A 25,376-nucleotide genomic window follows, 5' to 3' on the forward strand; every position below is an offset into this window, starting at 1 on the left:
TGTGGCTGGCGACCCGGCTGGAGTCAGCTTTCCACGGCGTCCGCGAATTCGGGCGCGTAGCCGTACAGGCCGGGCATGCCGCCGGTGTGCAGGAACACCACGTGGTCGTCCGGGGCGAAGTGGCCGGCCCATTCGACCAGCGCGGCGGCCACTTTGCCGGTGTAGACCGGATCGAGCACGACGCCCTCGGTGCGGCCGAAAAGCCGTAACGCGTCCCAGACGGCGTCGGTCGGGATGCCGTAGCCGGGGCCGAGCGTCGAGTCGCCCATCCTCGTGTGCGCGAGCGACGGCGGTTCGACGCCGAGGAGCTTGGCCGCGCCGTCGACGAGGTCGCGGAGGTTGTCCGTGGCCTCGGCGAGCGGGTGGCTGACGCAGGCGATGCCGACGCCGAGACCGCCGAGGAGCCCGGCGGCCAGCGCCACCCCGGCCGCGGTGCCGCCGCTGGCGTGCGGGACGACCAGGTGGGCCCGCTCGATGCCGCGTTCTTCCAGCTGCTTCGCCAGTTCGTGGGTCGCGCGGACGTAGCCGAGCGCGCCGAGGTCGTTGGAGCCGCCGACCGGGATGGTGGCGACCTTCCGGCCGTCGGCGGCGGCTTCGGCGACCAGGCGGTCGTAGGTGCGGCCGGTTTCCTCGCCGTCGGCGCAGACGTGGACGGTCGCGCCGAAGAGCCGGTCGAGGGGGAGGTTGCCGCCGCGTTCGTAGGCCTCGCCGTCGCGCGGGACCTTGGCGGTCAGCACGAGTTCGCAGCGCAGGCCGAGCTTCGCGCACGCGGCGGCGGTCTGCCGTCCGTGGTTGGTCTGGAGCGCGCCGAAGGTGATCACGGTGTCGGCGCCGGCGGCCCGGGCGGCGCCGAGGTGGTACTCCAGTTTGCGGAGCTTGTTGCCGCCGGCGCCGAGCGGGTGCACGTCGTCGCGCTTGAGCCAGAGGTTCCGCAGGCCGAGGGCTTCGCCGAGCCGGGGAGCCTGGTGCAGCGGCGTCGGCCACCCGCCGAGGTCGACACGAGGGACCGCGGCCAGCGCGGCGTCGGGGAATCCGGCGAAGTCGAACGTCATCGGCCCTCCAGGCTCGGCTTTCTAACCACTATAGGGGGTTAAGCACCGCGAAGCGGAGTTCGGTGACCGGCCCGACCTCGCGCACGCCGAGCCGCCGGAGCGTGACGCCGTCGAGAGCGGGATCGCCGAACAACGGCAGCCCGGCACCCAGCAGCACCGGAGCGAGCAGGACGTGCAGTTCGTCGGCCAGCCGGGCCCGCACGGCCTGGCGGACCACGCTCGCGCCGATCACCTTGACCGCCCGCTCCCCCGCGGCCGCCCTCGCCTGCGTGATCGCCGAAGCGATGCCGTCGGTCACGAAGGTGAAGGTCAGGTTGTCGTTCTGGGCGGGCGGCACGGCCGGCGGAGTGTGCGTGACGACGAAGATGGGGACCTGGAACTCGTAGCTGCCGGCGTACCAGTCGGGGTCCTCGGACATCTCGAACGACCGGCGGCCGAGGACGACCGCGCCCGTCTCCCGGATCAGGTCGGTCATCCAGTCGCTGCCGCGCGACGCGGCGGGGTCGGACAGCCGGGCCGTGCCGCCGTGGCGGTCGGCGACGAAGCCGTCCAGCGACATGCTCATCCCCGCGTGCACCGTGGCCATGGTTTCTCCTCACGTAGTGGTCGGGAAGGTAGACGGCCGGGGCGGCGAAAACTCATCGGCGCTGGCCGGAGACCGCCGGTATCCGGTAACGTTCGTTCGAACGAACGAGAACCTCGGGGGCCGCCATGACCGCTCTGAGCCTCGACTTCACGGGCCTCGCCGCCCAGGCCGCGCAGCTCGCCGCGGGTGAGGTCACCTCCGCCGAGCTCATCGCGGCCGCGCTCGGGCGCGCGCACGCGAGCCAATCCACGCTCAACGCCTTCAAGCACCTGCGCGACGACGATGCGCTCGCCGAAGCCGCCGAAGCCGACCGGCGCCTGCACGCCGGCGACCGCGCTCCCCTGCTCGGCGTGCCGATCGCGATCAAGGACGACGTCGACCTCACCGGCGTGCCCACCGCCTTCGGCTGCTCCGGCGACTTCCCGTGCGCGACCGCCGACGCGCCCGCCGTCGCGCTGCTGCGCGAAGCCGGAGCGGTGATCATCGGCAAGACGAACACCCCCGAGCTGGGCCAGTGGCCGTTCACCGAGGGCCCCGCCTTCGGCGTGACGCGCAACCCGTGGCACCCCGGCCACACCCCCGGGGGTTCTTCGGGCGGGAGCGCGGCCGCGGTGGCGTCGGGGGTCGTCGCGGCCGCGCTCGGGTCCGACGGCGCCGGCTCGGTGCGCATCCCGGCCGCGTGGACCGGGCTCGTCGGCGTCAAGACCCAGCGCGGCCGGATCCCCACCGGCGACGAGCTGTTCCACGGCCTCACCGTGCTCGGCCCGCTGGCCCGCACGGTCGAAGACGCCGCCCTGCTGCTCGACGCCGCCGCGGGCACGCCCGGCGTGTTCCGCACGGCCGCCGTGCGCGAGCCCGGGAAACTGCGGATCGGGCTGTCCACGCGGATCCCGTTCACCGCCACCAGGACCCGGCTCGACCCGGTCGTCGAAACCGCGGTGCGGCGGCTCGCCGAGTCCTTCGCCGGGCTGGGGCACGAGATCGTCGAGGTCGAACCGGACTATCGCCTGATCGGGCTGACGTTCCTGCCGCGTTCGCTCGCCGGCGTCCGCGACTGGACGCTGCGGGTGCCCGACCGGGCCGGGCTCGACCCGCGCACGCGCGGCAACGCCGGCCACGGCCGCCTGCTGGCCGGCCCCGCGCTGCGGCTGGCCCGCGCCCTCGAGCCGGGTCTGCACCGGCGGATCGGCTCGGTGTTCGGCCGCGTCGACGTCCTGCTGACCCCGACCACGGCGACTCCGCCGCCGCCGATCGGGACGTTCGACGGGCTGTCCAGCTGGGAGACCGACCAGGCCATGATCGCCGCCTGCCCGTACGCTTGGCCGTGGAACGTGCTGGGGTGGCCGGCGGTCAACGTCCCGGCCGGGCAGACGGCGGACGGGCTGCCGCTCGGCGCGCAGCTGCTCGGCCCGTCGCACGCCGAGGAGCGGCTGATTTCGCTTGCCGCGCAACTGGAAGAGGTCGAACGGTGGCCGGACCGGCATCCCGCGGCAAGCTGGTGAGCACCCGGGAAGCCATCCTGCGCGGCGCGCTGACCGTCGTCGGCGAACACGGGGTCGGCGGGCTCACGAACCGCCGGATCGTCGCCGCCGCCGGCGTCTCGCTCGGCACGCTGACCTACCACTTCCCGAGCCAGACGGCGTTGCTGCGCGAGGCGATGCTGCTGTTCGCCGAGGAGGAGACGGCGAAGCTCGGCGCGATCGTCGACGGCTACCGCTCGGCGGGACTGAGTGTCGAGCAAGCGGCTTCGGTCGTCGAGCACGTCATCGCGCAGCTGCCCTTCGGCGCGGACGAGCTGGGCGCGCACGAGCTGTACCTGCAGTCCGCTCGCGATCCTGAGCTGCACGAAGCCTCTTCGCGCTGCTTCGCGGCGTACGACGAATTGGCGGTAACGATCCTCAGCGCGCTGGGGGTGCCCGATCCGGCGCGGCTGGCCGGGCCGGTGGTGGCGCTGATCGCGGGGTTGCAGCTGCGGCGCCTGGCCACCGGCGCGACGGACACGCCGGTGGCCGAGCCGCTGATGATGCTGGTCCGCGGCGCCTGATGGCCCGCCCGATCGTCCGCGGCACGGCGGCGTGGAAGTACTTCGGCGACTTCCGCGACGGGCTGCTGGCCGGGCAGGTGCTGGTGCTGCAGGTGGCGCACCCGGTCGTCGCGGCGGGCGTGCGCGATCATTCGGACTACACGGCCGATCCCTGGACACGGCTGATGCGGACGGGCGCGTCGCTGTCGATCTACGTCTACGGCGGCGAGGCCGGCGCCCGCGCGGAAGCCGAGCGGCTGCGGGCGTTGCACCGCACGTTCACCGGCGTCGCGGACGGACGGCGCTACAGCGCACTGGATCCTGCGGCGTATGCGTGGGTGCACGCGACGCTGGTGAAGGTTCCGGTTGACGCACAGCGGTTCTTCGGGCGGCAACTGTCCACATCGGAGCTTTTTGAGTACTACGCCCAGATGTGCGACGTCGGGCGGATGCTGGGCGTGCGCTCCCAGGACTTGCCGCCGGACTGGGCGGCTTTCGAGCGGTACTACGACTCGATGGTGGCGGGGTTCTCGGCGAACGAGGCGATCGCCGAGCTCTTCGAGACGATCCGGACGGTGCGGAAGCCGGTGCGGTGGCTGCCCGGTTCGTGGTGGCGGTGGCACGCGCGGATCCAGATGTTCCTGATCCGGGCCACGCTGCCACCGGCGTTCCGCGAGCGCCTCGGTCTCCAGTGGACGGACCGGGACCAGCGGAGGTTCGACCGGTTCGCTTCCGGCCTGCGCCTGCTCGCCACGCCGATGCCGCCGGGGCTGCGGACCGCGCACATGCGGTGGATCGGGAAGCTGAACGTCTGGTTCCGCGCGCACCCGCGGGTGTACCGCGCGCTGATCCGCGGCGACGGCCCCGGTTCAGCGCCACCCCGCGCCTGAAGGGCCGTCGCGGGTTGGGGTCACGGAACCAGGACCAGTTTGCCCTCGACCTCGCGGTTCTCCAGGCGGCGGTGGGCTTCGGCGGCCTGCTCCAGCGGCAGGGTGACGACCTCGGGCTTGATGGCGCCGGCTGCCAGCTGCCCGACCAGTGCCGCGATGTCGGCCCGGAACCCGGCGGGATCCTTGTCGACCGCGCGCGCCACGGTGTGCACGACCACGCGGGGGCCTGGCGTGAGCTTCGCCCGCAGCAGGGCGCCGACGGTGCGCGCCATCGCGCCGGCTTTGGAGTAGCCGGCTCCGGTGGCGAAGCTGAACCCGTACGACACGACCACACCCGACGGTTTCGTGGCACGCCGGGAGCGCGCCAGCGAAGGGCCGCCCACCGGGTCGAACGTGGCCGCGACGGGCACGGGCACGGCGGCCTGGTCCGCGACCCAGGTGCCGCCGGCCGCCTCGACCCGGCCGCGCCTGCCCGGGCTGGAGGTGCCGTAGACCTCGACCCCCGCCGCCCTGGCGATCTGGGACAACGCCGATCCCACTCCGCCGGCCGCCCCGAGCACCAGCACGGCCTCGCCGGGCGCCGGCCTGGCCACCCGGTGGAACATCTGCCAGGCCGTGAGGTAGTTGAGCATCAGCGCGTCGAGGTGTCCGGCGGGAGGTCCCTCGGGGAGCGGGGTGGTCCGCGACGCCGGCGCCAGCACGTGCGTCGCGTACCCGCCGGCGCCGATCAGAGCGCCGACGCGCTGGCCGACGGTGAATTCCCCGACGCCGGGGCCCACCCGCGCGACGTGCCCGACCACGTCGAACCCCTGGACCTCCGGGAGGGCGCCGGGGGTGAGGCCCTGGCGGGTCGAGATGTCGTGGAACGCCACTCCCGCGGCCTCCGTGGTGATCAGGATCTGCCCAGGGCCGGGTTCTGGCACCGGCATGGCCTCCACCCGGAGCACCTCAGGACCTCCCGTGGAGGTCAGCCGTACCCGTCTCGCGCCTGCGTCAGTGGTCACGCCCGAAGATTACATGAGAATCTCAAGGAAATGCTCAACGAGTTGTGTTGTCCCTGCTACCGCTCGGTGAGCGCCTTGGCGAGCAGGGACTGCAGGAGCAGCTGTTCGTCGTCATCGAGGTGCGCGAAGGGCGAATTCCGGGCGACGACGGCGAGGAGCAGCTCGCGCACATTCCGGCCTTCGGCGGTCAGCACCAGCGTCCGGACGCGCCCGTCCCGGGGATGCGGACGCCGCTCGGCGAGCCCGCGTTCCTCCAGCTGCGCGCTGAGCAAGCTGATGTTGGAGGGGTCGCACCGCAGCAGGACGGCCAGCTTGCGCAGCGGTTGCGGCTCGGCGTCCGGGTCGAGGACCCACAGCAGATTCGCCGTCGGCCCGGTGAGCTCCAGCCGCGCCAAGCCGTCGTGCATCCGGCCGGCCACCTCTCCGGCCAGGGCCGTCACCTGGTACAGCAACGAAGCCGCGAGCTCATCGACCGCCATGCACCGAGCTTAACTTGAGCTATTCCTGGAGTTGCTTCACGAAACGTGCCGTCAGCCTGGCTACGGCCTCCCCTAGGCGGGACGCTCCACATCTCGCTTTGCCTGTGGACCAGTGCGGGCGTAGTGGGCCCGGGCCTTGGCGCGGTTGCCGCAGCGGGACATCGAGCACCACTGGCGGTTGCGGCGCGGTGAGGCGTCGCAGAAGCGCTGGCCGCAGTCGTCCGCCGCGCAGATGCGGACCTCCGCGTCGCTGGTCGCCAGGTCGATCGCGTCCGCCGCCAAGATCGCGAACGCCGCCGCCACCGGGTCCTTCGGGGCCGGGACCTCGCGCCGCAGGGCGCCGTCCACCAGCGCGAGCCGCGGCGGCGGGGCCGGGGCCGACGCCGCCGCGTTGTTGACCAGCTCCACGTCCATCTCCGACGGCTCCTCGGACGGCAGCAGCACCCGGTCGATCGCCTCCCGCAGCGCCTTCGCCGCCAGCACGTTGCCCGCCGTCACCGGGACCGGGCCCGTCGTCAGCCCCGCCCGGGACAGCCACTCGGCCAGCGCGTCGGGGCCCGTCAGCAGCTCCACGCCCTCTTCGTGCCGGCTGCGCATCGTGTTGACGAGGTCGAGGCACGGCCGTCCGCCGTCGAAGACCCATTCCATGCCGCGCATTCTAACCCTTGAAGAGAGTTAGAAGCAGCGCTACCGTCTAACCCTATGAACCGGTTAGAAGAGACGGCGACCGTGAACGGCATCCGCATGCACTACCTCCGCGCGGGCGACGGCCCGCCGCTGTTCCTGCTGCACGGCTGGCCGCAGACGTCGCACTGCTGGCACCGGGTCCTGGCCCCGCTCGCCGAGACGCACACCGTGATCGCTCCCGACCTGCGCGGCTACGGCCGCACCGACAAACCGCGGTCCGGCTACGACAAGCGCACGATGGCCGCCGACGTCGCCGCGCTCGCCGAGCACCTGGGTTTTGCGAAGGTCGCCGTCGCCGGGCACGACCGCGGCGGCCGCGTCGCCCACCGCTGGGCCCTCGACCGCCCGGACCAGGTCGAACGCCTGGCCGTCCTCGACATCGCCCCGACCCGCGCGATGTGGCAGCGCCTCGACGCCGGCACCGTGAAGGCGTACTGGCACTGGCTCTTCCACCTCCAGCCCGACCTGCCGGAACTGCTGGCCGGCCAGAACATCGCCGGCTACCTCGGCTACTTCTTCGAACGCTGGACCTACCAGCGCCACGCCCTCGACGCCGACGCGCAGGCCGAGTACGTCCGCGCCTTCTCCCAGCCCGGGGCGCTCCGGGCCGGCTTCGACGACTACCGCGCCTCCTTCCCCGACGACGCCGGACTCGACGACGCCGACTTCGACGCCGGCAAGCGCCTCACCCAGCCCGTGCTCGCCCTCTGGGGCGCGAACGGCCTGCTCGGCACGCTCCCCACCCTCGACATCTGGCGGGAGTACGCGAACGACGTCACCGGCGAAGCCCTCGCCGAGTGCGGCCACTTCCTCCCCGAGGAACAACCCGGCGAGGTCGTCGCCCACCTGCGGAGATTCCTCGGTCCCTGAGAACTCCGGGGCCTCCGGTCCCCCACGCTGGGGACCGGAGTTCCCTCGGCGCCGTGACGCCCGCCACCGGCCGCACCGGTTAGGTTCGGCGCACGATGGGGAGCAAACCGAAAGCCGTACTGCTGATGCTGCTGGCCACACTGGGGATCCTGGCCGGCGGCGGGACCGCGCACGCCGACGGCGCACCGGGCGGCGCCGACATCCAGGTCGCCCAGACGCTCGGCGCGCGCGAACTGACCGTGATCATCCGCCGCGTCGACACGACACCGTCGCCGCTGCGCGTCGACGTCGTGACGCACCAGGGCAGCGCGCCCGGCACGCTGCACCTGGCCGTCGCGGCCGACGGCGTCCCGAGTTCGCGCGCCGACGTCGTCCTCGGCGCCACCCCCGGCGTCTACGCGGGGAACCTCCAGGTCGGCAAACCGGGGCCGTGGGTGCTTTCGCTGAGCGACGGCGCCGGACCGCCGGCCACGATCCCGTTCATCGTGCCCGCGCGGGTGGTTCCGCCATGGGAGAAGGCCACGTACGGCGGCTTCGTCGCCGCGGGCGCCTTCCTGCTCATCGCCCTGATCGTCGGGGCGTGGGCCAGACGGACCGCGTACGCGCTCATCCCGGGCGCCGGCGTGGTCGCCGCGATCGCCGTCGCCGTCACCGGTGCGCTGCTGTCGGCGAGCACTCCCCCGCCGCCCGCGCCCGGCAGCCAGCTGGATCCGACGTTCGACAACGTGACCGACCCCTACGCGAACGCGCGGTTGTCCACAGTGGATTACTCGCGGCCACCGGTGAACCTCGCCGTCGAAGCCGGGCGAGGCGAACTCGAGCTGCGGCTCACCGACGGCGCCACCGGCCGCCCGGTGGACGACCTGCTGGTGCACGACAACGCCCTCGTGCACCTGGTGCTGGTCTCGCCGTCCGGACGGCTGAGCCACCTGCACCCGGTGCGCGTCGGCCCCGGCGGCTACCGCGTCCGCCTCGCCGATCCCGAAGCCGGCACGTACGCCGTCGCCGCGGAACTCGCCCGGCGCGGCGGCGGGGTCCAGCTGGTGCGGTCCACTGTGGACGTCCACGGCACCGCGGCCCCGGCACCCGAGCCGCCCGGGCCGGGCCCGCGGACGGTCGACGGCACCCCGGTCGAGCTCACGGTCACCCCGGGCACGCCGGCCACCGTCACCGCGCGCTTCCCCGCCCAGGACCTCCAGCCGTGGCTGGGCATGCTCGGCCACCTGATCATCACCGGGCCGTTCACCGGGGCCGCCGGCGAAGGCGCCGCGAAGGCACCGACCTGGGCGCACGTCCACGCCATGGTCCCGCCGGTCGCCGGGCAACTCGACCGTCCCGATGAGACGGTCGCCGCGTACGGCCCGGACGTCAGCTTCACCTACACCTTCGCCGAGCCCGGCCGGTACCGGATCTGGCTGCAGGCCGAACGCGGCTACCACGTGCTCACCGTCCCCGCGGTGGTCGACATCCCGGCAACCGGAGCCGGCCGGTGAAGCGCCCGACGGTGCTGATCGCCGTCGTCGTCCTGGTCGTGGCGGCGGGCGCCGGCTGGCTGCTCTGGGGCGGTGGTGACGCGAAAGCCACCATGCAGCAAGCGGTTTCGGGTCCTTACACCGTCCAGTTCTCCGCGGAGCAGCCCCGGATCGGCGGCAACACCTTCGCGGTGGCGGTGACCGGACCCGCCCCCGAAGCCGTCACGGTCGCGCCGGTCATGGCGCAGATGGGGCACGCGCTCGCGCCGGTGCCCGCCGGGCCGGACGGGCCCGGCCGCTTCCGCGCCGCGGACGTCGCGCTGCCGATGTCCGGGCAGTGGGAGATCACCGTTTCGCTGCGCGGCCCCGGCGGGCCGGCGCAGGTCGTCTTTCCGTTGCTGGTCAAGTAGAAGGAGGGGGTATGGATCTCACCGCATCCGGCGTGCGCACCACGTCGGTGGCGAAACAGGCGCGGACGGGATCGCTGCCGGCGAACGTCGTGCTCGGCGGGTCGCTGCTGTCACTGGTCGGGCTCACCTGGGACATCCAGTGGCACGACGACGTCGGGCCGGACACGTTCTTCACGCTGCCGCACCTGTTCCTGTACGCGGGCAGCGCGGTCGTCGGCCTGGCGAGCCTCGCCGTCGTGCTGCTGACGACGGCGGCCCGGCGCGCGGGACGGCCGGTCGACCCGCGGATCGGCGGGCGCGTGGTCAACGTCTTCGGCCGCACCTTCGCGGCCCCGCTGGGCTACCTGGTCTCCGGCGTCGGCGCGGCGACGTTCCTGCTGTACGGGCTGTGGGACCAGTGGTGGCACGGGCTCTACGGCTTCGACGCGGTCATCGACTCGCCGCCGCACATCGGGCTGCTGCTGTCGGTCACGGTGTCGCTCATCGGCACGACCGCGGTGTTCGCCGCGGCGCGGGAACACCGCTGGGGCCGGCTCGGCACGCTGGCGTCGCTGACCGTGCTGCTGACGTTCGCGCCGGTGCTGGCGCTCGGGCTGAAGCAGGTGCCGGACGACTACGCCGACGCCATCGCGATCGGGACGTCGATGATGGCCGTGCTGCTGGTCGCGGTCGGCGCCGGGTTCTTCCGCCGTCCGGGCGGAGCCGTCGGCACCGCGGCGCTGGTCGCGGCCCTGCAGGCGGTCTTCTGGTGGTTCTCGCCGTGGGCGGCGCAGGCCTACGCCGACATGGTCGGCCTGCCGCTGCGGGACGCCGTTTCCGGGGTGCCGGCGATGCCGTCGCTGACGCCGATGGCCCTGCTGCCGGTGGCCGCGCTGATGGAGCTGGTGTACCTCGCCGGACGCCGCCGGGGGTGGCGCGCGGGCCGGGTGTCCGTGGTCGCCGGCGGGATCGCCGGGCTGCTGCTCGGGCTGAGCCTGCCGCTCCAAGGGGTCCTGCTCTACACCGGCGCGCACGTGCCGCCGGCCTGGTACCTGACGACGACCGCCTTGCTCAGCGCGGCGCTGGGACTGCTCGGCGGGTTCGCCGGGTGGCGGTTCGGCGGGATGCTCTGCCTGCTGGCGCCCGCGAAGAAGGGGGAAACCGCTGATGCGTAAGAGTTTGCTCGCCCTGGCCGCGGTCGCCGGGCTGCTGGTCACCACCGCGGGGACGGCGAACGCCTACGAGCCGGTCAACATCGTGCACACCGAGCGGGTGCAGGCCGGGCCGTACGGGCTGACCGTCGGGTTCAGCACCTGGCCGCTGAAAGCCATGCAGTCACTGGACTTCACCTTCATCCCCGACGGCGGGATCGAAGGCAAGTCCGGCACGCTCACCATGGTCAACCCGGAAGGCGGGCCGAACCGCAAGCAGCCGCTCGTGCGGCACCCGCGCAAACGCGAGGTGTGGGGGCTCGACGTCCGCTCGCTGCCCCGGCCGGGCGACTGGACGCTGCGCTTCGCGGTCAACGGCCCCGCCGGCGCGGGCACCGGCGAGCTGCGCGCGCTGCCGGTGCTGGAGCAGCCGGGGCCGCCGATGGGGCTGAGCTGGGCGATCAGCACACTGCCGCTGATCGGGCTGGTGGTGCTCGTCGTGGTGGCCTGGCGCCGGACGCGCGGCCGGTTGCGCGGCGGGGAGCTTCCGGCAACCGGGTGAGATTCGGCTCACATCAAGGCTCCGGACGTATTCCGGTGGCCGCGAAGGCCTCCTTCACCGCAGAGGACGGGGAAGGGGGCCTTCGCCATTGGCGTTCCGGGGCACGGTTCGGGCACAGCCGGGCGCGTGCCGGTGATCATGATCACCGGCACGGGACCGGGTTCAGGCGGGCAGGTCGAACTGGCCGGCCTTGACGGCGATCAGGAACGCTTCCCACTCGGCGGTGTCGAACACGAAGACGGGGCTGGTCGCGAGCTTGGTGTCGCGGACGCCGATCAGGCCGTCACGGCCCAGGTTGACCTCGACGCAGCTGCCGCCGTTGGGCTCGCTGGCGAACGACTTCTCCCAGGCGGCCTCTTCGAACAGGGTCACGGCCGTGTTCGGATCGTAATCCGCGAACGACGGATAATCCGCCATGGGTCGTACCTCCGAGGATCGATGGGGGGCGCGGTCGGACCTGGTCGAAGACACCCGCCTCCGGCTACTCAGTGTCTCAATGGAGCAAGCCACAGGGCCAAGCGGGTGATCAACAGGGTACGGCCTCGACATGAAGATTATTCCAGGAGTAGGATTAATCGCATCGGCCGGGGCGCTGGTGTCGGTGAATGACTGCCTGCTCGCGGCGGGCGGTCGTCGTCGCGGGCCGAGCGTGGAAAACCCCGTGCCGCAACCAACCAAGCCAAGCCACCGCAGGACCTCATGGGGGAGGAACAGCGTGATCGTCGAGGACAGTGCGCCACCCGGCGCGCTCGCCGTGACCAGGCTGGTCCGGACCAGGGATGCGGAAGCGTTTTCCTCGCGAGACGCCGACGCACCGCGACGAGAGCTGGGGGTGTAGACGTATGGCCGTCCGGGTGAACTCGCTCTTCCGCCGGGAGGACGAAGACCACCGTGGCCGCCGCGGCATCGGGACCGAGCTGCGGAACCGCTTCGGCTTCAGCCTGATCCAGGCGCCGCTGCGCAAGACCACGACGTGGGCGACGGACCAGGACCTCCCGCTGCGGCGCCACGCCGACGGGGTCCGGACCACCCGCCCGCTCGAAGCCGCGATCGACCTGGCCCCGCTGATGCGCGGCCACATCGGCTCGCGCGCCTGAACCGACTGCCGCACCACCACAACAGAGCCCCGGTTCCCTGACGGAACCGGGGCTCTCGCCGTTCGTGGCTACGGTTTCCGGAGCAGCAGGCTGCCGTGCCGCAGCGGCCGCTCGCCCGCGCCCGGCTCGCGGTACATCCGGCCCACCTCGGCGAGGCCCGCCGCGGCCGCGATCCCCGCGAGTTCGTCCAGCGGCCAGCAGTAGGCCGTCGTGACCTTGTGGTCGAACGACGTCAGCGGAGCGCCCTGGGATTCGAAGCAACCCAACAGAACGTGACCACCGGACGCCAACGTTCGGGCGAATTCGGCGAAATACCCGGGCACCTCAGCCGGCGGCGTGTGGATCACCGAGTACCACGACAGGATCCCGGCGAGCGACGCCTCCGGCAGCTCCAGTGCCGCCATCGAGCCCACTTCGAACCGCAGGTCCGGATGGGCGGCCCGGGCGAGCGAGACCATCGCCGGGGACAGGTCGACGCCGAACGCGTCGAGCCCCAGCGACCGCAGGTGCGCGGTCAGGTGGCCGGGGCCGCAGCCCAGGTCGGCGACCGGGCCGCGGCCGCGCACGGAATCCGCGAAGGCCGTCCACAGCGCCCGCTCCAGCGGGTGCTTGTCCCAGACCTCGGCGGCGAATTCCGCGTACTGGTCCGCGATCGCGTCGTAGGCGGCCGCCGTCAAGGCTTGCGGCCCAGGCCGCAGAGGTGGCCGACGAACGCCGGGTCGTTGGCGAGCTTCTTCGTGGCCCGGGACTCGATTTCCTCGGGGTGCCACTCGGGCAGGTAGACGATGCCGGGCTCGACGAGCTCCAGCCCGTCGAAGAACGACGTGAACTCGGCCCGGCTGCGCAGGGTCAGCGGCGTGCTCGACCTGTTGTACTGCTTCATGATCGTCTCGCGGCTGTCCGCGTCGGCCATGTTCTCCAGGCCGTCGTCCGTCAGGTGCGAGGACAGGAAGTAGGAGCCGGACGGCAGCAGCGACAGGTACTTCCGGATGGTCTGGGCCACCGGCTCGTCGGCGCCGAGGAAGTACAGGACGCCGACCATGATCAGGGCGATCGGGCGGTTCGGGTCGAGGACGCCGGTGTCGAGCGCGCGCTTCCAGATGTCGGCCGGGTCGCGCAGGTCGCCCTGCAGCACCGCGTGCCGCCCCGCGACGCCCTCCTGCTCCAGCAGGATCTGGGAGTGGGCCACCGCGACCGGCTCGTTGTCGACGTACACGCACCGGGCGTCCGGGTTGACGTCCGTCGCGACCTCGTGGACGTTGCCGACCGTCGGGACGCCGGAGCCGAGGTCGAGGAACTGGTCGATGCCGTTGCGCGCCAGGTACCGCACGCCGCGGCCGAGGAAGTCGCGGCCGGCGCGCGCGACGGTCTTGATCATCGGGAAGGTTTTGACCGCCTGCTCGCCGAACTGGCGGTCGATGGCCCAGTTGGCGTCGCCGCCGAGGAACCAGTCGTAGATGCGGGCCGCGTTCGGCCGGTCCAGGTCCACGCCTTCAGGGGCTTCGGGGTCCTGCGTCGTCATTGCGTCCTCCAGGCTTGCGGCCGACACCGCCGACCACGCTCGCGAGGGGGACCGTGGCGGCGCCGGGCTCGGGGCGCCACTCTCCCACAGGCACGATCCCGGGCTCGATGACGTCGAAGGTACCGAAGAACGCGGCGATCTCGTCGAGGGACCGGGAAACCGCCGGGGAGCTCGACCGTTCGGACAGCTTCACGAGCTTCCGGATCTGCTCCAGCTCTTCGCCTTCGACGCCGGATTCGGTCGCGTGCGAAAGCACATACGCCGACCCGGGTGCCAGCAGCGTCCGGTAGTCGCGAATGGCTTCGCGGACGCCGGTGACGTCCGTCAGGAAGTGCAGCACCGCCACGGTCAGCAGGCAGATCGGCCGGTCCGGGTCGAGCACGCCGGTGGCCAGCGCGGCTTCCCAGACCTCGCCGGCGTCCCGCAGGTCCGCGTGCAGCACGGCGTGGCGCTCGGGGTCGCCCGACTCGTCGAGCAGCATCCGGCCGTGCGCGACGGCCACCGGCTCGTTGTCGACGTAGACGCACCGGCTGTCGTCGGCGTAGTCGTCGGCGACCTCGTGCACGTTGCCCGCGGTCGGGATGCCGGAGCCGAGGTCGAGGAACTGCGTGATGCCCTCGGCGAGGCAGTGGCGCACGGCCCGGCCGAGGAACTCGCGGTTGGCGCGCGCCAGGGTCTTCGCCAGCGGGAACACCTTCAGCGCCTGTTCGCCGTACTGCCGGTCGATGGCCCAGTTCGCGGTGCCGCCGAGGGCCCAGTCGTAGATGCGCGCGATGTTCGGCCGGTCGAGGTCGATGACGTCGGGGAGGAAGTCGGGGTCCACGATGTCCCCTTCGGGCGGGCACTTCCGGTGGTTTCGAGCGCAACAGAGGGACTCTACCGAAAGTTGTTCACGGCCCGGGACACCTGAGGCCGCCATTCGCCCTATTGGAGCTGCTGCATCTGGGCGCGGTAACCCTCCGCGAGCTCCTTGAGGAACTGCCGGGTCTCCTGGCGTTCCAGCGCGGCTCCGCGCAGCCTGTCCCACGAGTCGACGAAGATGTTGAAGTCCTTGACGTCGTCGAGGTAGAGCCCGCCGGCGGAGTGCTCGATGTAGACGAAGTCCCGCGTGCGGTCCGGGAACCGCATGATCGTGAAGTCGTTGGGCACCGCGGCCAGCCGGGCGCCGAACGGCAGTACGTGCACGTAGACCCGCGGGTGCTTCTCGAGCGAGAGCAGGTGCTCGACCTGGTCGAGCATCACCGCGGGCGCGTACCCGCCCGGTGCGCGGCGCAGCGCGCCTTCGCTGATGATGAAGCGGTAGTACGGCGGCTGCTGCTGCTCGAACACCGCCTTGCGGTCGAGGCGGTTGCGGACCAGCGACGTCACGTCCGTCGCGCCGGCCTCGGTGAACTGCTTGAGCATGTAGTGCTCGGACTGCAGCGGACCCGGGATGCGCTCACCGTGCCAGGTGAGGATCTCCGCGGCCGCGGGTTCCAGGTCGGTGAAGGTGCGGAACCAGTGCGGCACCACCGAGCGGTAGCCGGACCAGTGGCCGCGCTGCCCGGCGGCGGCCCGCGCCAGGTTCATCAGCGTGTCGGCCTCTTCGCCGTTGATCCCGAACGCGTTCAGCATCGATCGCACATCCCCGAGCTTCACCCCGACGGCACCGGACTCGATCTTGTTGACCTTGCCCTGGGTGCAGCCGAGGACCTCGGCGACCTGCTGCTGTGTCATCCGCGCCGCGGTGCGGGCATGCCGGAGCTCGTTCCCGAGCTGCTTCCGGCGCGAGGTGACGGTGCTGGCCATCGCCCTGCTCTCCCGGACCACTACCAAGCGACGGCGGCCTCCCGGTCGCCGTCGCGCGCGAACTATCGAACCCACCCAGGTTAGTGCTTCACCTTGCGGATCTCGATGATGACATCGCGCAGCGTTCCAGGAAACGTCGCAGAATGCCAGTCACCTGGGGTATCACTCGCCTGGACCAGCGAAATTCCGAATTATTCGGCCAACCGGCGGAGCCCGCTCTGGGGCATAGTGGCCCCGTGACCGATCGTTCCCCCTCCGCCGCCGCCGTCACCCGGCTGGCCGACCAGGTCCACGGCTACGTCCAGCCGGACGGCTCCTGGTACATCAACAACTGCGGGTTCGTCGACGCCGGCGACCACACCGTGCTGATCGACACCTGCTCGAGCGAGCGCCGCACGCGCGCGCTGCTCACGGCGGTCGAAGCGACCACCGGGAGCCCGGTGACGACCCTGGTGAACACCCACCACCACGGTGACCACACCAACGGCAACTACCTCGTGACGAGCGCGGCCGTGGTCGGCCACCGCAAGACGCGCGAGCTGATGGCGGCCGAGGGCATCCAGACCTTCGAGGGCATCTTCGTCGGCAACGACTGGGGCGAGCTGCGGTCGCGGCCGCCGGAGATCGTGTTCGACGACCGGCTCACCCTGTACGCCGGCGACGTCGAGATCCAGCTCATCCACCCCGGCCACGCGGCCCACACGACCAACGACGTCCTCGTCTGGCTGCCAGCGCAGCGCGTCCTCTACGCCGGCGACCTGGTGTTCCACGGCGGCAGCCCGTTCGCGCTGATGGGTTCGGTGGCCGGGTGGCGCAAGGGCCTCGACGTCATCCGCGAGCTGTCTCCCGAGGTGATCCTGCCCGGGCACGGCGGCCCGTGTGGACTGGACGTCGTGGACAAAGTGGACGAATACCTCGCCTTCGTCCAGAAGACGGCCGAGCGCGGGAAGGCCGCCGGGCTGTCGCCGCTGGAGCTGGCGAAGGAGACCGACCTCGGCGAGTTCTCGGAGCTGACCGAGCAGGAGCGGCTGCCGGGCAACCTGCACCGGGCGTACGCCGAGCTGGACGGCGCCGAGTGGGGCGCCGACATCGACCTGGTCGCGGCCATCACCGACATGCTCGCCTTCAACAAGGGTCCGATCCGCTGCTTCTCCTGAACTAGGTGAGCTGCTCCTCCGTGCCCTCCCTTGAGGCGTCGATCGGACTATCCATCCATGCCCCCACCACCGCCCTCAACGGAGCGGCTGCGCCGCACTGTGGCCTAGGGTGAATCGAGAGAGTTCTTCGGAAGGAAGCGGATGAGCAAGAAGGCGAGCATCGGGGTCACCGGCCTGGCGGTCATGGGCCGCAACCTGGCCCGCAACCTGGCCCGGCACGGGCACACGGTGGCCCTGCACAACCGGTCCGAGGAGCGGACCCGCGCGCTGGTGGAGCAGTTCGGCGACGAGGGCGACTTCATCCCGGCGTACTCCGCCCAGGAGTTCGTGAACGCGCTGGAGCGGCCGCGGCAGGTCGTGATCATGGTCAAGGCGGGCGGCCCGACGGACGCCGTCATCGAGGAGTTCGCGCCGCTGCTCGAAGAGGGCGACGTGATCATCGACGCCGGCAACGCGCACTTCGCCGACACGCGCCGCCGCGAGAAGGCCCTGCGCGAGCGGGGGCTGCACTTCGTCGGCAGCGGCGTCTCCGGCGGCGAGGAGGGCGCGCTGCACGGGCCGAGCATCATGCCCGGCGGCTCGAAGGAGTCGTACGAGTCGCTCGGCCCGCTGTTCGAGGACATCTCGGCGAAGGTCGACGGCGAGCCGTGCTGCACGCACATCGGCGCGGACGGCGCCGGCCACTTCGTCAAGATGGTGCACAACGGCATCGAGTACGCCGACATGCAGCTGATCGCGGAGTCGTTCGACCTGCTGCGGCACGCGGGTGGCTACGCGCCCGCCGAGATCGCCGACGTGTTCCGCACGTGGAACACCGGGCGGCTCGACTCCTACCTGATCGAAATCACCGCCGAGGTGCTCGCGCACGTCGACGCCTCGTCCGGCAAGCCGTTCGTCGACGTCGTGGAGGACGCCGCCGAGCAGAAGGGCACCGGCCGCTGGACCGTGCAGATCGGCCTCGACCTGGGTGTCCCGATCTCGGGCATCGCCGAAGCCGTCTTCGCGCGTTCGCTGTCCGGGTCCAAGTCGCTGCGCGCGGCGGCCCGCGGGCTCGGCGGTCCTTCGGCGGCGCCGCTGTCTGGCTCGTCGCTGGAACGCTTCGCCGACGACGTCGAGCAGGCGCTGTACGCGTCGAAGGTCGTCGCGTACGCGCAGGGCTTCAACCAGATCCAGGCGGGCGCGACCGAGTACGGCTGGGACATCGACCTCGGCAAGGTCGCCTCGATCTGGCGCGGCGGCTGCATCATCCGCGCCAAGTTCCTCAACGACATCACCGCGGCCTACGCCGACGAGCCTTCGTTGCCGACGTTGCTGACGTCCGGTGGCTTCCGCAAGGCGGTCGAGGACGCACAGGACTCGTGGCGTTCGGTGATCTCGACGGCCGTCAAGCTCGGCATCCCCACCCCGGGCTTCTCGACGGCACTGGCCTACTACGACGGCCTCCGCGCCGACCGCCTCCCGGCGGCCTTGGTGCAGGGCCAGCGGGACTTCTTCGGCGCCCACACCTACCGCCGCGTGGACCGCGAAGGCTCGTTCCACACGGCCTGGGCCGCCGACGGCCGCCCGGAGTCCGACGCCTGATGAGCCGTTGCTCTGACCGGGAAGACCCCCTGGTCCCGCCCGGTCAGAGCAGCGTCACCAGCAGCAGCGCGAGAAGCGCGGCAGCCAGCAGGAGTCTCACTGCCCCCGCGCGGCGAGCAGCTCCGCCAGCACCTCCACGATCTTCGCCTCGGCTTTGTCCTTCTTGACACCGAGGCCGTCGAGCACCTCGAAGCCGGCGCCTTCGCCCTGTTCCAGCAGCGCCAGCAGCAGGTGCTCGGTGCCGATGTAGTTGTGCCCCAGCCGCAGGCCTTCGCGCATGGTCAGCTCGAGGGTCTTCTTCGCGGCGGCGGAGAACGGGACCACGTTCGGCGCCGGGTCGACCGGCTCGGGCAGCCGCGCCTCGGCGGCTTCGCGGACGGCGTCGAGCTGCACGCCCTGCGCCAGGATCGCCCCGGCCGCCAGTGCCGCGGGCTCGGTCAGCAGGCCCAGCACGATGTGCACGGTGTCGATCTCCGGGCTGGCGTGCTCGGCGGCCGCCTTCTGCGCCTCGACGACGACGTGCCGCGCGCGGTCGGTGTAGCGGCCGTAGACGCGCTCGATCGTCCCGGACGGGTCGCCGCCCGGGTCGACCTTGGGCACGAACCGCTTCTGGGCCGCCTGTTTCGTGACGCCCATGCTGGCGCCGATGTCAGTCCAGGACGCCCCGGACCGCCGGGCCTGGTCGACGAAGTGGCCGATCAGGTGGTCGGCCACCTCGCCGAGGTGCTGACCCACGTAGACCGCGTCGGTCAGCTGAGCCAGGGCGTCCTTGTCGTTGTTGGCCTTGATCGCGTGGATCAGGTCGTCGAGCTTGATGTTGGTCGGCAGGGTCATGCCGTCAACTGTAGGTTGACGATCTCGTATCGTCAACCGCGAGTTGACGATCTCCCCTCCGGCGTGCGCCTCACGCCGCTCGCGCCTTCAGGTGCGCCTTGAGGTCGAACGCGCTGGCTTCGAGGTCGGCGTACGCGGGCTTCGGCTCCGCGGCGAACAAGCGGCGCGCGGCGATGTGGTCGGCGGGCCGGTTCACCGACTCGACGGCGATGAGGACGTCGTCGCGGAAGGACAGCACGGAGAACTTGCCTTCGGCCGGATCGCCCGCGACCACCGTCCGGTCGGCGCCGGCGAGGAGCCCGGCGATCTGCAGCTTGGCGCCCGCCTGGTCGGTCCAGAACCAGGGCAGGCTGCCGTACGGTTCGGCGGTGCCGGTGATCGCCCCGGCCACGCAACGGGCCTGGTCGACGGCGTTCTGCACGGACTCCAGCCGGGTCTCGGCCCCGGCCTGCACGCACGGGAAGTTGGCGCAGTCGCCGATGGCGAAGATGTGCTCGTCCGCCGTCCGCAGGTGCGCGTCGACGACGACGCCGTTGCGCACCGGCAGCCCGGCGGCCTCGGCGAGCGCGGTATCGGGCACCACCCCGACGGCGACGACGACCAGGTCGGCCGGCAGCCGGGTGCCGTCGGTCAGCTCGACCTCGCGGACGTGCTCGTCGCCGTGCAGCGCCGCGACGCCCTGGCCGAGCAGCACGGTGTGCCCGGCGTTGCGGTGCAGGTCGGCGAAGTAGGCGGAGATCTCCGGCGTCGCGACGCGGTTGAGCAGACGGTCCTGCGCCTCGACGATCGTCACCGGGCGGCCGGCGTGCGACGCGAACTCCAGCCCGATGAAGCCGCCGCCGGCCACGACGACGTTTTCGGCTCGGCTGAGGGACTCCCGCAGCCGGTCGGCGTCGTCGCGGGTGCGCAGGGTCAGCACGCCCGGCAGGTCCGCGCCGGGCACGGGCAGCGTCCGGTTGCGGGCGCCGGTGGCCAGGACGAGGAAGTCGTAGCCCAGTTCGCGGCCGTCCTCGAGCTGGATCTTCCGCGCCGCGCGGTCGATGCTTCCCACGCGGGCTTCGACCAGCTCGATGTCCTTCTCCGCGAAGAAGTCCGCACCGCGCAGGTGCAGCTGCTCGAGCCCGGCTGTCCCGGCCAGGTAGGCCTTCGACAGCGGCGGCCGCTGGTACGGCACGCCCGGCTCGTCCCCGACCAGCACGACCCGGCCGTCGAAGCCCCGGTCGCGCAGCGAAGCCACGGCCTGGAACCCGCTCTGACCGGCACCGACGACGAGCACGGTGGTCATTCCTTCTCCTCACCCCATCCGGCAGCCCTCGACCTCATCCGACCACACCGGGTCCGGTCAGTCGAGGCGTGGTTCCCCCGACGGCCGCGGCGCGCCCAGCACCCGGGAGATCCCCCGGGCGGCGGCCCGCACGGCCGGGACCAGCGTGCGCGGGTCGGTCCCCGCCGCCGGGACGACCACGGAGATGGCGGCCACGACGTCGTCCGCGGCGTCACGGACGGGGGCGGCCACCGACAGGGCGATGAGTTCGATCTGGCCGTCGCTGATGGCGTAGCCGTCCCGGCGCACGTCGGCGAGGACCCGCCGCAGCCGCGTGGGCGAGCCGATCGTCTTGGGCGTGAACGTCTTGAGCGGACCGGCGAGGACTTCCTCCTGGGCCTCGGCGGGGGCGTGCGCGAGGAGCACCTGGCCGACGCCGGTCGCGTGCGCGGGCAGCCGCCCGCCGACGCGCGTGAGGACGTTGACGGCTCCCCGGCCGGAGATCCGCTCGACGAAGACGACCTCGGTCTTGTCGAGCACGGCGAGCTGCACGTTCTGGTGCGTGGCCTCGTAGAGGTCTTCGAGGAACGGCATGGCGCTCTCGCGCAGCTCGGCACCGTGCGGTGCGAGCGACGCGACTTCCCACAGCCACAGGCCGACGCGGAAGGCACCGGTTTCGTCCCGCACGAGGGCCCCGCGCCGCACGAGCTCGCCGGCGAGCCGGTGCGTGGTCGACAGCGGCAGCCCGGCGCGGCGGCTGAGCTCGGACAGCGTGAGCCGCGGCCGTTCGGCGGTGAAGGCGCCCAGCAGGTCGAGGACGCGATCCACCACCGACGGCGGCCGCTGCGCGCTGTGTCGCATGAGGTCAGTTTTCGCACCCGGCAGAAAAGCCGCAACCCGCCGGCTAAACCACGGGCGCGGTCCCGGCGTGTACACCGTGCTGCCCGCCAGGGGCGGCACAACGAGGGGAGACATCGTGAAACTTTGGGCGGAACTGGGCGTCTCGGTGGCGGCCGCACTCGGCGCGGCCACGCTCGCGGCGCCGTTGGCATCGGCATCGGTCACGGCCAACCCGTACACCCCGGCGGAGGCGTGCGCCAACGACTTCGGCGGGTCGTGGTCGCTCGCGTCCGACGGCCACCGCGAGGTGCGCTACGGCACGGCCAAGTGGGGCGACGTCTACCTGATGTACAACTCGGCGCACGCCAACTGCGTCGCCACCATCAAGTCGGTCGACATCGGCACGAAGACCTACGTCGACGCCGGGATCAAGGTGCAGGGCGGGGACTGGCAGGACGACGACGGCCAGTACGCGTACTACGCGGCCGTCAAGGCCTCGGCGAACAACCTGTGCGTCCAGTACGACGGCTTCGTCGGGCGCGGTTCGAACCTCGCGTCCGGCGGGCGCTACACCTGGGGCAACTGCGGCTGATCCGGTGGGGCGCCCCGGGGAACGCGTCCCGGGGCGCCCCACGTCAGATCTCGTCAGATCTCGTCATCCGGGAGCAGCGGGCGCATGAACGTGCGCCGGTACCGGAGCACGCACCCGCTCTCCTCGCGGATCTTGTCCGCTTCGACGAAGTCCGGGTCCACGCCGAACAGCGTCCGGTAGCGCTCGTACGCCGCCAGGCTCTCGAAGCTGAACAGCGCCCGGGCTTCGTCGCTCGCCCCCTCCGACGGCAGGAAATACCCGTGGTGGATGCCGCCTTCGCGCTGCACCAGGCGCATCCACGCCGCGGCGAAGCGCTCGAAGTCCGGCAGCTTCGCGGGGTCGATGACGTAGTCGACGACGCAGGTGATCATCAGTGGCCGCCCCAGACGCGGTCGGCCGTGGCGACGATCAGCTCCAGCTTGCGCAGCTGATCGTCCGGGGTGAGGTCGTTGCCTTCCTCCGTCGAGGAAAAGCCGCACTGCGGGGACAGGCACAGGCGGTCGATGTCGACATAGCGCGAAGCCTCTTCGATCCGCCGCACCAGCACGTCCGGGTCCTCCAGCTCCGGCCGCTTGGTCGTGACCAGGCCGAGCACCACCTTCTTGTCCTTCGGCACGAACCGCAGCGGCTCGAACCCGCCGGACCGTTCGTCGTCGTACTCCAGGAAGAACCCGTCGACGGCGAGTTCGCCGAACAGCGCCTCCGCGACGAACTCGTAGCTGCCCTCCGCGGCCCACGACGAGCGGAAGTTGCCGCGGCACAGGTGGGTTGTCACGGTCAGGCCGTCCGGACGGCCTTCGAGCGCCGCGTTCATCGTCGCGATGTTGCGCAGGTGCTGGGTGTCCGGGTCGCCGCCCATCCGCGCGACGAGCTCGCGCTGCGCCGGGTCGTTCAGGTAGGCGAGGCTCGTGTCGTCGAGCTGCAGGTACCGGCAGCCGAGGCCGGCCATCGCGCTGACCTGCTGCCGGTAGGCCGCGCTGAGGTCGGCGAAGAACTCCTCGAGGTCCGGGTAGACGCTCTCGCTGACCGCGGCCCGGCCGCCGCGGTAGTAGACCATGCTCGGCGACGGGATGGTCAGCTTCGGCGTCACGCCCGGGTCCACATGGGACTGCAGGAACCCGAAGTGGTCGGCGAAGATCGGCTCGTCGAGCCGCACCTTGCCGTCGACCTGCAGCCCCGGCGGGCTGAACTCGAGATCGCCCGCCAGGTTGTGGAACTTGACGTGCAGCCGCTGGTCGCTCTTCGAGATGCCGCCGAGCGCGTAGATGAAGTCCATGTGCCAGGAAGCGCGCCGGAACTCGCCGTCGGTCGCCGAGCTCAGCCCGGCGGCCTTCTGCATCTTGATCACGTCGCGGATCGCGTCGTCCTCGACCGCGCGGAGCTGCTCCGCGCCGATCTCACCGCTTTCATGCCGCCGTCGCGCGTCGCGCAGCACCGGGGGCCGCAGCAGGCTCCCCACGTGATCGGCGCGAAACGGCGGGCCCACCTGGGAAATGCCACCCGAAGTCATGCACCGATGGTCACACATTCCCGGCCTTCGCGCCGCCCCCCGAAACACGATGATCACGTCCGGGACTTGCCACCGTCACCGGCACCGCGTTGGCTGTGCCCCGGGAAAGGGGCGTGATCATGGCGAAACACCCGGTCGACGAGGTACTGCCCGCGGGACGGCTCGCGCTGCTCGGCCTCCAGCACATGTCGATCATGTACGCCGGTTCGGTCGCGGTGCCGCTGATCGTCGGCAGCGCGCTCAAGCTCGACCCGGCGACGATCGGGCTGCTGGTCAACGCCGATCTGCTGGTCGCGGGCATCGCGACGCTGGTACAGGCGGTCGGCATCGGGAAGCTGCTGGGCATCCGGCTGCCGGTGGTGGCGGGCGCGACGTTCACCGTCGTCAACCCGATGATCCTGATCGCGTCCCAGTACGGCCTGCCCGCCGTCTACGGCGCGATGCTCGCCTCGGGCGTGTTCGGGCTGCTCATCGCGAAGCCGTTCGCGAAGCTGATCCGGTTCTTCCCGCCACTGGTCACCGGGACGCTGCTGCTGGTCATCGGCGTCTCACTGCTCGGCCCGGGCGCGGCGATGATCGCCGGCCACGACCCGGCGTCCCCGGACTACGCGGCGCCGTCCCACATCGGGCTGGCGTTCGGCGTGCTCGCGCTGCTCGTGCTCTTCACCCGCGTGCTGCGCGGGTTCGCCAACCAGATCGGGCCGCTGCTCGCGCTGGCCATCGGGCTGGTCGTGGCGATCCCGATGGGCCTGGTGCACTGGGACGGGCTGGGCGCGGCCGGCTGGTTCGGGCTGGCGTCGCCGTTCCACTTCGGCGCCCCGGCGTTCCCGGTCGCGGCCATCCTGTCGATGTGCGTGGTCATGCTGGTGACGTTCACCGAGTCGACCGCCGACATGATCGCGGTCGGCGAGATCACCGGGCGCCCGCCGACCGACGCCGACCTCGCGCGCGGCCTGGCCACCGACGGCGTCTCGGCCGTGCTCGGCGGGGTGATGAACTCCTTCCCGGACACGGCGTTCGCGCAGAACGTCGGCCTGGTGCGGATGACCGGCGTGCGCAGCCGCTGGGTCGTCGCGGTGACGGGCGGGATCCTGGTGCTGATGGGCCTGGTGCCGAAGATCGGCGCGTTCATCGCGGCCATCCCGGAGCCGGTGATCGGCGGGGTCGCGGTGGTGATGTTCGCGATGGTCGCCGCGGTCGGCGCCCAGAACCTCCGGACGGTCGAGTTCTCGGGCAACCACAACACGTTCATCGTCGCGGTGGCCCTCGGCGTCGGCCTCCTGCCGGCGTTCGCACCGGACATCTTCAAGCACTTCCCGGCGTGGCTGCAGACGATCTGCGGCAGCTCGATCACGGTGGCGGCGGTGCTGGCGTTCGCGCTGAACCTGCTGTTCAACCACCTCGGCCGGCGCGCGGAGCCGGACCTGCTCGAAGCGCCGTGAACAACCGGTCGACGAGCCCGGCCGCCGTCCCCGGTCCGATCGGACGCCGGAACAGCACGCGCAGGTAGAGCGGGGCCAGGACGAAGTCGAGCACCTCGTCCACCGTCGGCACCGGCTCGCCGCGCCCCTCGGCCCGGTCGAGGGCGGCCTGCAGGTCCTCCCCGCGGGCGCGCAGGTACTCCACCGGCTGCTCGGCCGGGCCCATCGTCGCGACCAGGGCGCGGAGCAGGATCTGGCCGTGCCGGTCGCGCATCGCGTGTTCGACGCCCTCGGCCCAGCCGAGCAGGTCGCCGCGCAGCGAGCCGGTGTCCGGAATCGGTGACGTCGACCGCAGGCGCGTCACCGCCGCGTCGAGCAGGAGCGCTTCGCGGCTGCCCCAGCGCCGGTAGATGCTCGTCGGGTTGACGCCCGCCCGCTCGGCGATCTTCGGGATCGCCGCGTCGATTTCGCCGGCGGCGAGCAACTCGACGACGGCGTCGTGCACCGCGTCGCGGACACGGGCGCTGCGGCCGCCGGGTCGGGTCATGCGCTCATCCTAAAGCGAAACTGTTTGCTTTTGTGGTCGGCCCCCGGCTAGCCTTAAG

29 protein-coding genes are annotated in these 25,376 nt (G+C 71.8%); 13 read left to right on the forward strand and 16 right to left on the reverse strand.

Annotated features, from left to right (window positions below; all coding sequences use genetic code 11):
• Positions 1–23 precede the first annotated feature (23 nt).
• Together DV20_RS38455 and DV20_RS38460 are read right to left on the reverse strand one after the other, a co-directional pair.
• A complete protein-coding gene (locus DV20_RS38455) occupies positions 24–1,052 on the reverse strand; it encodes a D-cysteine desulfhydrase family protein (RefSeq protein ID WP_043788422.1) in 1,029 nt (342 codons plus the stop codon).
• A gap of 28 nt (positions 1,053–1,080) precedes the next feature.
• Complete coding sequence (locus tag DV20_RS38460; protein WP_043788423.1) at positions 1,081–1,638, reverse strand: dihydrofolate reductase family protein; 558 nt, start codon at positions 1,636–1,638, stop codon at positions 1,081–1,083.
• A 125-nt stretch (positions 1,639–1,763) separates the two neighbouring features.
• Here DV20_RS38460 and DV20_RS38465 point away from each other — a divergent pair, with 125 nt between their 5' ends.
• From DV20_RS38465 to DV20_RS38475, 3 genes are read left to right on the forward strand one after another with little or no spacing between them, the layout of a single operon-like run.
• Entirely contained in the window at positions 1,764–3,140 is a 1,377-nt protein-coding gene (locus DV20_RS38465) for an amidase (protein WP_043788425.1), read from the forward strand.
• On the forward strand, positions 3,107–3,682 hold the full coding sequence (locus DV20_RS38470) for a TetR/AcrR family transcriptional regulator (RefSeq protein WP_043788427.1): 576 nt from the start codon (positions 3,107–3,109) through the stop codon (positions 3,680–3,682). Before DV20_RS38465 ends, DV20_RS38470 begins: the two co-directional genes overlap by 34 nt.
• On the forward strand, positions 3,682–4,551 hold the full coding sequence (locus DV20_RS38475; RefSeq protein WP_043788429.1) for an oxygenase MpaB family protein: 870 nt from the start codon (positions 3,682–3,684) through the stop codon (positions 4,549–4,551). The genes DV20_RS38470 and DV20_RS38475 overlap by 1 nt, the downstream gene beginning before the upstream one ends.
• A gap of 20 nt (positions 4,552–4,571) precedes the next feature.
• On the opposite strand, the gene DV20_RS38480 is transcribed toward DV20_RS38475, so the two are convergent.
• The 3 genes from DV20_RS38480 to DV20_RS38490 form a co-directional block, all read right to left on the reverse strand.
• Positions 4,572–5,480: a zinc-binding dehydrogenase gene (locus DV20_RS38480; protein WP_152603811.1), complete on the reverse strand. Its 909-nt coding sequence runs from the start codon at positions 5,478–5,480 to the stop codon at positions 4,572–4,574.
• A 131-nt stretch (positions 5,481–5,611) separates the two neighbouring features.
• Positions 5,612–6,034, reverse strand: coding sequence for a MarR family winged helix-turn-helix transcriptional regulator (locus DV20_RS38485; RefSeq protein ID WP_051736312.1), 423 nt, complete (start codon positions 6,032–6,034; stop codon positions 5,612–5,614).
• A gap of 72 nt (positions 6,035–6,106) precedes the next feature.
• Complete coding sequence (locus DV20_RS38490) at positions 6,107–6,682, reverse strand: CGNR zinc finger domain-containing protein (RefSeq protein ID WP_200876587.1); 576 nt, start codon at positions 6,680–6,682, stop codon at positions 6,107–6,109.
• A 54-nt stretch (positions 6,683–6,736) separates the two neighbouring features.
• Here DV20_RS38490 and DV20_RS38495 point away from each other — a divergent pair, with 54 nt between their 5' ends.
• The 5 genes from DV20_RS38495 (at position 6,737) to DV20_RS38515 (ending at position 11,165) form a co-directional block, all read left to right on the forward strand.
• Positions 6,737–7,591, forward strand: a complete 855-nt coding sequence (locus DV20_RS38495; RefSeq protein ID WP_043788431.1) for an alpha/beta fold hydrolase — start codon at positions 6,737–6,739, stop codon at positions 7,589–7,591.
• 95 nt (positions 7,592–7,686) lie between these two features.
• A complete protein-coding gene (locus DV20_RS38500) occupies positions 7,687–9,084 on the forward strand; it encodes a hypothetical protein (RefSeq protein ID WP_200876588.1) in 1,398 nt (465 codons plus the stop codon).
• Complete coding sequence (locus tag DV20_RS38505; protein WP_043788433.1) at positions 9,081–9,473, forward strand: FixH family protein; 393 nt, start codon at positions 9,081–9,083, stop codon at positions 9,471–9,473. The genes DV20_RS38500 and DV20_RS38505 overlap by 4 nt, the downstream gene beginning before the upstream one ends.
• A gap of 11 nt (positions 9,474–9,484) precedes the next feature.
• Positions 9,485–10,627, forward strand: a complete 1,143-nt coding sequence (locus DV20_RS38510; RefSeq protein WP_043788435.1) for a hypothetical protein — start codon at positions 9,485–9,487, stop codon at positions 10,625–10,627.
• On the forward strand, positions 10,620–11,165 hold the full coding sequence (locus DV20_RS38515) for a hypothetical protein (RefSeq protein WP_043788436.1): 546 nt from the start codon (positions 10,620–10,622) through the stop codon (positions 11,163–11,165). Before DV20_RS38510 ends, DV20_RS38515 begins: the two co-directional genes overlap by 8 nt.
• Positions 11,166–11,327: 162 nt before the next feature.
• Here the strand turns inward: DV20_RS38515 and DV20_RS38520 are convergent, their stop codons facing one another.
• Positions 11,328–11,582 (reverse strand): DUF397 domain-containing protein, encoded by a 255-nt coding sequence (locus DV20_RS38520; protein WP_043788437.1) that lies wholly within the window; start codon positions 11,580–11,582, stop codon positions 11,328–11,330.
• Between the two features lie 425 nt (positions 11,583–12,007).
• Between DV20_RS38520 and DV20_RS38525 the strand changes: the two genes are divergently transcribed.
• Positions 12,008–12,262 carry a hypothetical protein gene (locus DV20_RS38525; protein ID WP_043788439.1) on the forward strand — a complete coding sequence of 85 codons (255 nt, stop codon included), beginning with the start codon at positions 12,008–12,010 and terminating at the stop codon, positions 12,260–12,262.
• A gap of 68 nt (positions 12,263–12,330) precedes the next feature.
• On the opposite strand, the gene DV20_RS38530 is transcribed toward DV20_RS38525, so the two are convergent.
• From DV20_RS38530 to DV20_RS38545, 4 genes are all read right to left on the reverse strand, one after another.
• Entirely contained in the window at positions 12,331–12,939 is a 609-nt protein-coding gene (locus tag DV20_RS38530) for a class I SAM-dependent methyltransferase (RefSeq protein WP_043788441.1), read from the reverse strand.
• Complete coding sequence (locus tag DV20_RS38535; protein ID WP_043788442.1) at positions 12,936–13,784, reverse strand: SAM-dependent methyltransferase; 849 nt, start codon at positions 13,782–13,784, stop codon at positions 12,936–12,938. The genes DV20_RS38530 and DV20_RS38535 overlap by 4 nt, the downstream gene beginning before the upstream one ends.
• Positions 13,756–14,607, reverse strand: a complete 852-nt coding sequence (locus DV20_RS38540) for an SAM-dependent methyltransferase (RefSeq protein ID WP_043788443.1) — start codon at positions 14,605–14,607, stop codon at positions 13,756–13,758. Before DV20_RS38540 ends, DV20_RS38535 begins: the two co-directional genes overlap by 29 nt.
• 101 nt (positions 14,608–14,708) lie before the next feature.
• Positions 14,709–15,572 carry a helix-turn-helix domain-containing protein gene (locus DV20_RS38545; RefSeq protein WP_013222333.1) on the reverse strand — a complete coding sequence of 288 codons (864 nt, stop codon included), beginning with the start codon at positions 15,570–15,572 and terminating at the stop codon, positions 14,709–14,711.
• 236 nt (positions 15,573–15,808) lie between these two features.
• On the opposite strand from DV20_RS38545, the gene DV20_RS38550 reads away from it, so the two are divergent.
• On the forward strand, positions 15,809–16,729 hold the full coding sequence (locus DV20_RS38550; RefSeq protein WP_043788444.1) for an MBL fold metallo-hydrolase: 921 nt from the start codon (positions 15,809–15,811) through the stop codon (positions 16,727–16,729).
• 141 nt (positions 16,730–16,870) lie between these two features.
• Positions 16,871–18,310: an NADP-dependent phosphogluconate dehydrogenase gene (gene gndA, locus DV20_RS38555; RefSeq protein ID WP_043788446.1), complete on the forward strand. Its 1,440-nt coding sequence runs from the start codon at positions 16,871–16,873 to the stop codon at positions 18,308–18,310.
• Between the two features lie 96 nt (positions 18,311–18,406).
• On the opposite strand, the gene DV20_RS38560 is transcribed toward gndA, so the two are convergent.
• The 3 genes from DV20_RS38560 to DV20_RS38570 all read right to left on the reverse strand — a co-directional run bounded on the left by DV20_RS38560 (position 18,407) and on the right by DV20_RS38570 (position 21,269).
• Positions 18,407–19,144 carry a Clp protease N-terminal domain-containing protein gene (locus tag DV20_RS38560; protein ID WP_043788447.1) on the reverse strand — a complete coding sequence of 246 codons (738 nt, stop codon included), beginning with the start codon at positions 19,142–19,144 and terminating at the stop codon, positions 18,407–18,409.
• 70 nt (positions 19,145–19,214) lie between these two features.
• Positions 19,215–20,429 carry an NAD(P)/FAD-dependent oxidoreductase gene (locus DV20_RS38565; RefSeq protein ID WP_043788449.1) on the reverse strand — a complete coding sequence of 405 codons (1,215 nt, stop codon included), beginning with the start codon at positions 20,427–20,429 and terminating at the stop codon, positions 19,215–19,217.
• A gap of 57 nt (positions 20,430–20,486) precedes the next feature.
• Positions 20,487–21,269, reverse strand: a complete 783-nt coding sequence (locus DV20_RS38570) for an IclR family transcriptional regulator (protein WP_043788451.1) — start codon at positions 21,267–21,269, stop codon at positions 20,487–20,489.
• A 115-nt stretch (positions 21,270–21,384) separates the two neighbouring features.
• Here DV20_RS38570 and DV20_RS38575 point away from each other — a divergent pair, with 115 nt between their 5' ends.
• Positions 21,385–21,840: a hypothetical protein gene (locus tag DV20_RS38575; RefSeq protein WP_043788453.1), complete on the forward strand. Its 456-nt coding sequence runs from the start codon at positions 21,385–21,387 to the stop codon at positions 21,838–21,840.
• A 53-nt stretch (positions 21,841–21,893) separates the two neighbouring features.
• Here DV20_RS38575 and DV20_RS38580 read toward each other — a convergent pair whose 3' ends face one another.
• Together DV20_RS38580 and DV20_RS38585 are read right to left on the reverse strand one after the other, a co-directional pair.
• A complete protein-coding gene (locus tag DV20_RS38580; RefSeq protein ID WP_043788455.1) occupies positions 21,894–22,211 on the reverse strand; it encodes an NIPSNAP family protein in 318 nt (105 codons plus the stop codon).
• Positions 22,211–23,350, reverse strand: a complete 1,140-nt coding sequence (locus DV20_RS38585; protein ID WP_235191120.1) for a 5-methyltetrahydropteroyltriglutamate--homocysteine S-methyltransferase — start codon at positions 23,348–23,350, stop codon at positions 22,211–22,213. The genes DV20_RS38580 and DV20_RS38585 overlap by 1 nt, the downstream gene beginning before the upstream one ends.
• Positions 23,351–23,469: 119 nt before the next feature.
• On the opposite strand from DV20_RS38585, the gene DV20_RS38590 reads away from it, so the two are divergent.
• Complete coding sequence (locus DV20_RS38590; protein ID WP_043788810.1) at positions 23,470–24,792, forward strand: nucleobase:cation symporter-2 family protein; 1,323 nt, start codon at positions 23,470–23,472, stop codon at positions 24,790–24,792.
• Here DV20_RS38590 and DV20_RS38595 read toward each other — a convergent pair.
• Positions 24,743–25,318 (reverse strand): TetR/AcrR family transcriptional regulator, encoded by a 576-nt coding sequence (locus tag DV20_RS38595; RefSeq protein WP_043788457.1) that lies wholly within the window; start codon positions 25,316–25,318, stop codon positions 24,743–24,745. The two genes, DV20_RS38590 and DV20_RS38595, sit on opposite strands and share 50 nt — an antisense overlap.
• Between the last annotated feature and the right edge of the window lie 58 nt (positions 25,319–25,376).

The organism is Amycolatopsis rifamycinica, from assembly GCF_000695625.1.
Lineage (GTDB): Bacteria > Actinomycetota > Actinomycetes > Mycobacteriales > Pseudonocardiaceae > Amycolatopsis > Amycolatopsis rifamycinica.

Excerpts from the sequence above, each read along its gene's own strand:
- DV20_RS38455 (WP_043788422.1), bottom strand. The coding sequence starts at position 1,052 with ATGACGTTCGACTTCGCCGGATTCCCCGACGCCGCGCTGGCCGCGGTC.
- DV20_RS38460 (WP_043788423.1), bottom strand. The coding sequence starts at position 1,638 with ATGGCCACGGTGCACGCGGGGATGAGCATGTCGCTGGACGGCTTCGTC.
- DV20_RS38465 (WP_043788425.1), top strand. The coding sequence starts at position 1,764 with ATGACCGCTCTGAGCCTCGACTTCACGGGCCTCGCCGCCCAGGCCGCG.
- DV20_RS38475 (WP_043788429.1), top strand. The coding sequence starts at position 3,682 with ATGGCCCGCCCGATCGTCCGCGGCACGGCGGCGTGGAAGTACTTCGGC.
- DV20_RS38480 (WP_152603811.1), bottom strand. The coding sequence starts at position 5,480 with ATGCCGGTGCCAGAACCCGGCCCTGGGCAGATCCTGATCACCACGGAG.
- DV20_RS38485 (WP_051736312.1), bottom strand. The coding sequence starts at position 6,034 with ATGGCGGTCGATGAGCTCGCGGCTTCGTTGCTGTACCAGGTGACGGCC.
- DV20_RS38490 (WP_200876587.1), bottom strand. The coding sequence starts at position 6,682 with ATGGAATGGGTCTTCGACGGCGGACGGCCGTGCCTCGACCTCGTCAAC.
- DV20_RS38495 (WP_043788431.1), top strand. The coding sequence starts at position 6,737 with ATGAACCGGTTAGAAGAGACGGCGACCGTGAACGGCATCCGCATGCAC.
- DV20_RS38500 (WP_200876588.1), top strand. The coding sequence starts at position 7,687 with ATGGGGAGCAAACCGAAAGCCGTACTGCTGATGCTGCTGGCCACACTG.
- DV20_RS38510 (WP_043788435.1), top strand. The coding sequence starts at position 9,485 with ATGGATCTCACCGCATCCGGCGTGCGCACCACGTCGGTGGCGAAACAG.
- DV20_RS38515 (WP_043788436.1), top strand. The coding sequence starts at position 10,620 with ATGCGTAAGAGTTTGCTCGCCCTGGCCGCGGTCGCCGGGCTGCTGGTC.
- DV20_RS38520 (WP_043788437.1), bottom strand. The coding sequence starts at position 11,582 with ATGGCGGATTATCCGTCGTTCGCGGATTACGATCCGAACACGGCCGTG.
- DV20_RS38525 (WP_043788439.1), top strand. The coding sequence starts at position 12,008 with ATGGCCGTCCGGGTGAACTCGCTCTTCCGCCGGGAGGACGAAGACCAC.
- DV20_RS38535 (WP_043788442.1), bottom strand. The coding sequence starts at position 13,784 with ATGACGACGCAGGACCCCGAAGCCCCTGAAGGCGTGGACCTGGACCGG.
- DV20_RS38545 (WP_013222333.1), bottom strand. The coding sequence starts at position 15,572 with ATGGCCAGCACCGTCACCTCGCGCCGGAAGCAGCTCGGGAACGAGCTC.
- gndA (WP_043788446.1), top strand. The coding sequence starts at position 16,871 with ATGAGCAAGAAGGCGAGCATCGGGGTCACCGGCCTGGCGGTCATGGGC.
- DV20_RS38560 (WP_043788447.1), bottom strand. The coding sequence starts at position 19,144 with ATGACCCTGCCGACCAACATCAAGCTCGACGACCTGATCCACGCGATC.
- DV20_RS38565 (WP_043788449.1), bottom strand. The coding sequence starts at position 20,429 with ATGACCACCGTGCTCGTCGTCGGTGCCGGTCAGAGCGGGTTCCAGGCC.
- DV20_RS38570 (WP_043788451.1), bottom strand. The coding sequence starts at position 21,269 with ATGCGACACAGCGCGCAGCGGCCGCCGTCGGTGGTGGATCGCGTCCTC.
- DV20_RS38580 (WP_043788455.1), bottom strand. The coding sequence starts at position 22,211 with ATGATCACCTGCGTCGTCGACTACGTCATCGACCCCGCGAAGCTGCCG.
- DV20_RS38585 (WP_235191120.1), bottom strand. The coding sequence starts at position 23,350 with ATGACTTCGGGTGGCATTTCCCAGGTGGGCCCGCCGTTTCGCGCCGAT.
- DV20_RS38590 (WP_043788810.1), top strand. The coding sequence starts at position 23,470 with ATGGCGAAACACCCGGTCGACGAGGTACTGCCCGCGGGACGGCTCGCG.
- DV20_RS38595 (WP_043788457.1), bottom strand. The coding sequence starts at position 25,318 with ATGACCCGACCCGGCGGCCGCAGCGCCCGTGTCCGCGACGCGGTGCAC.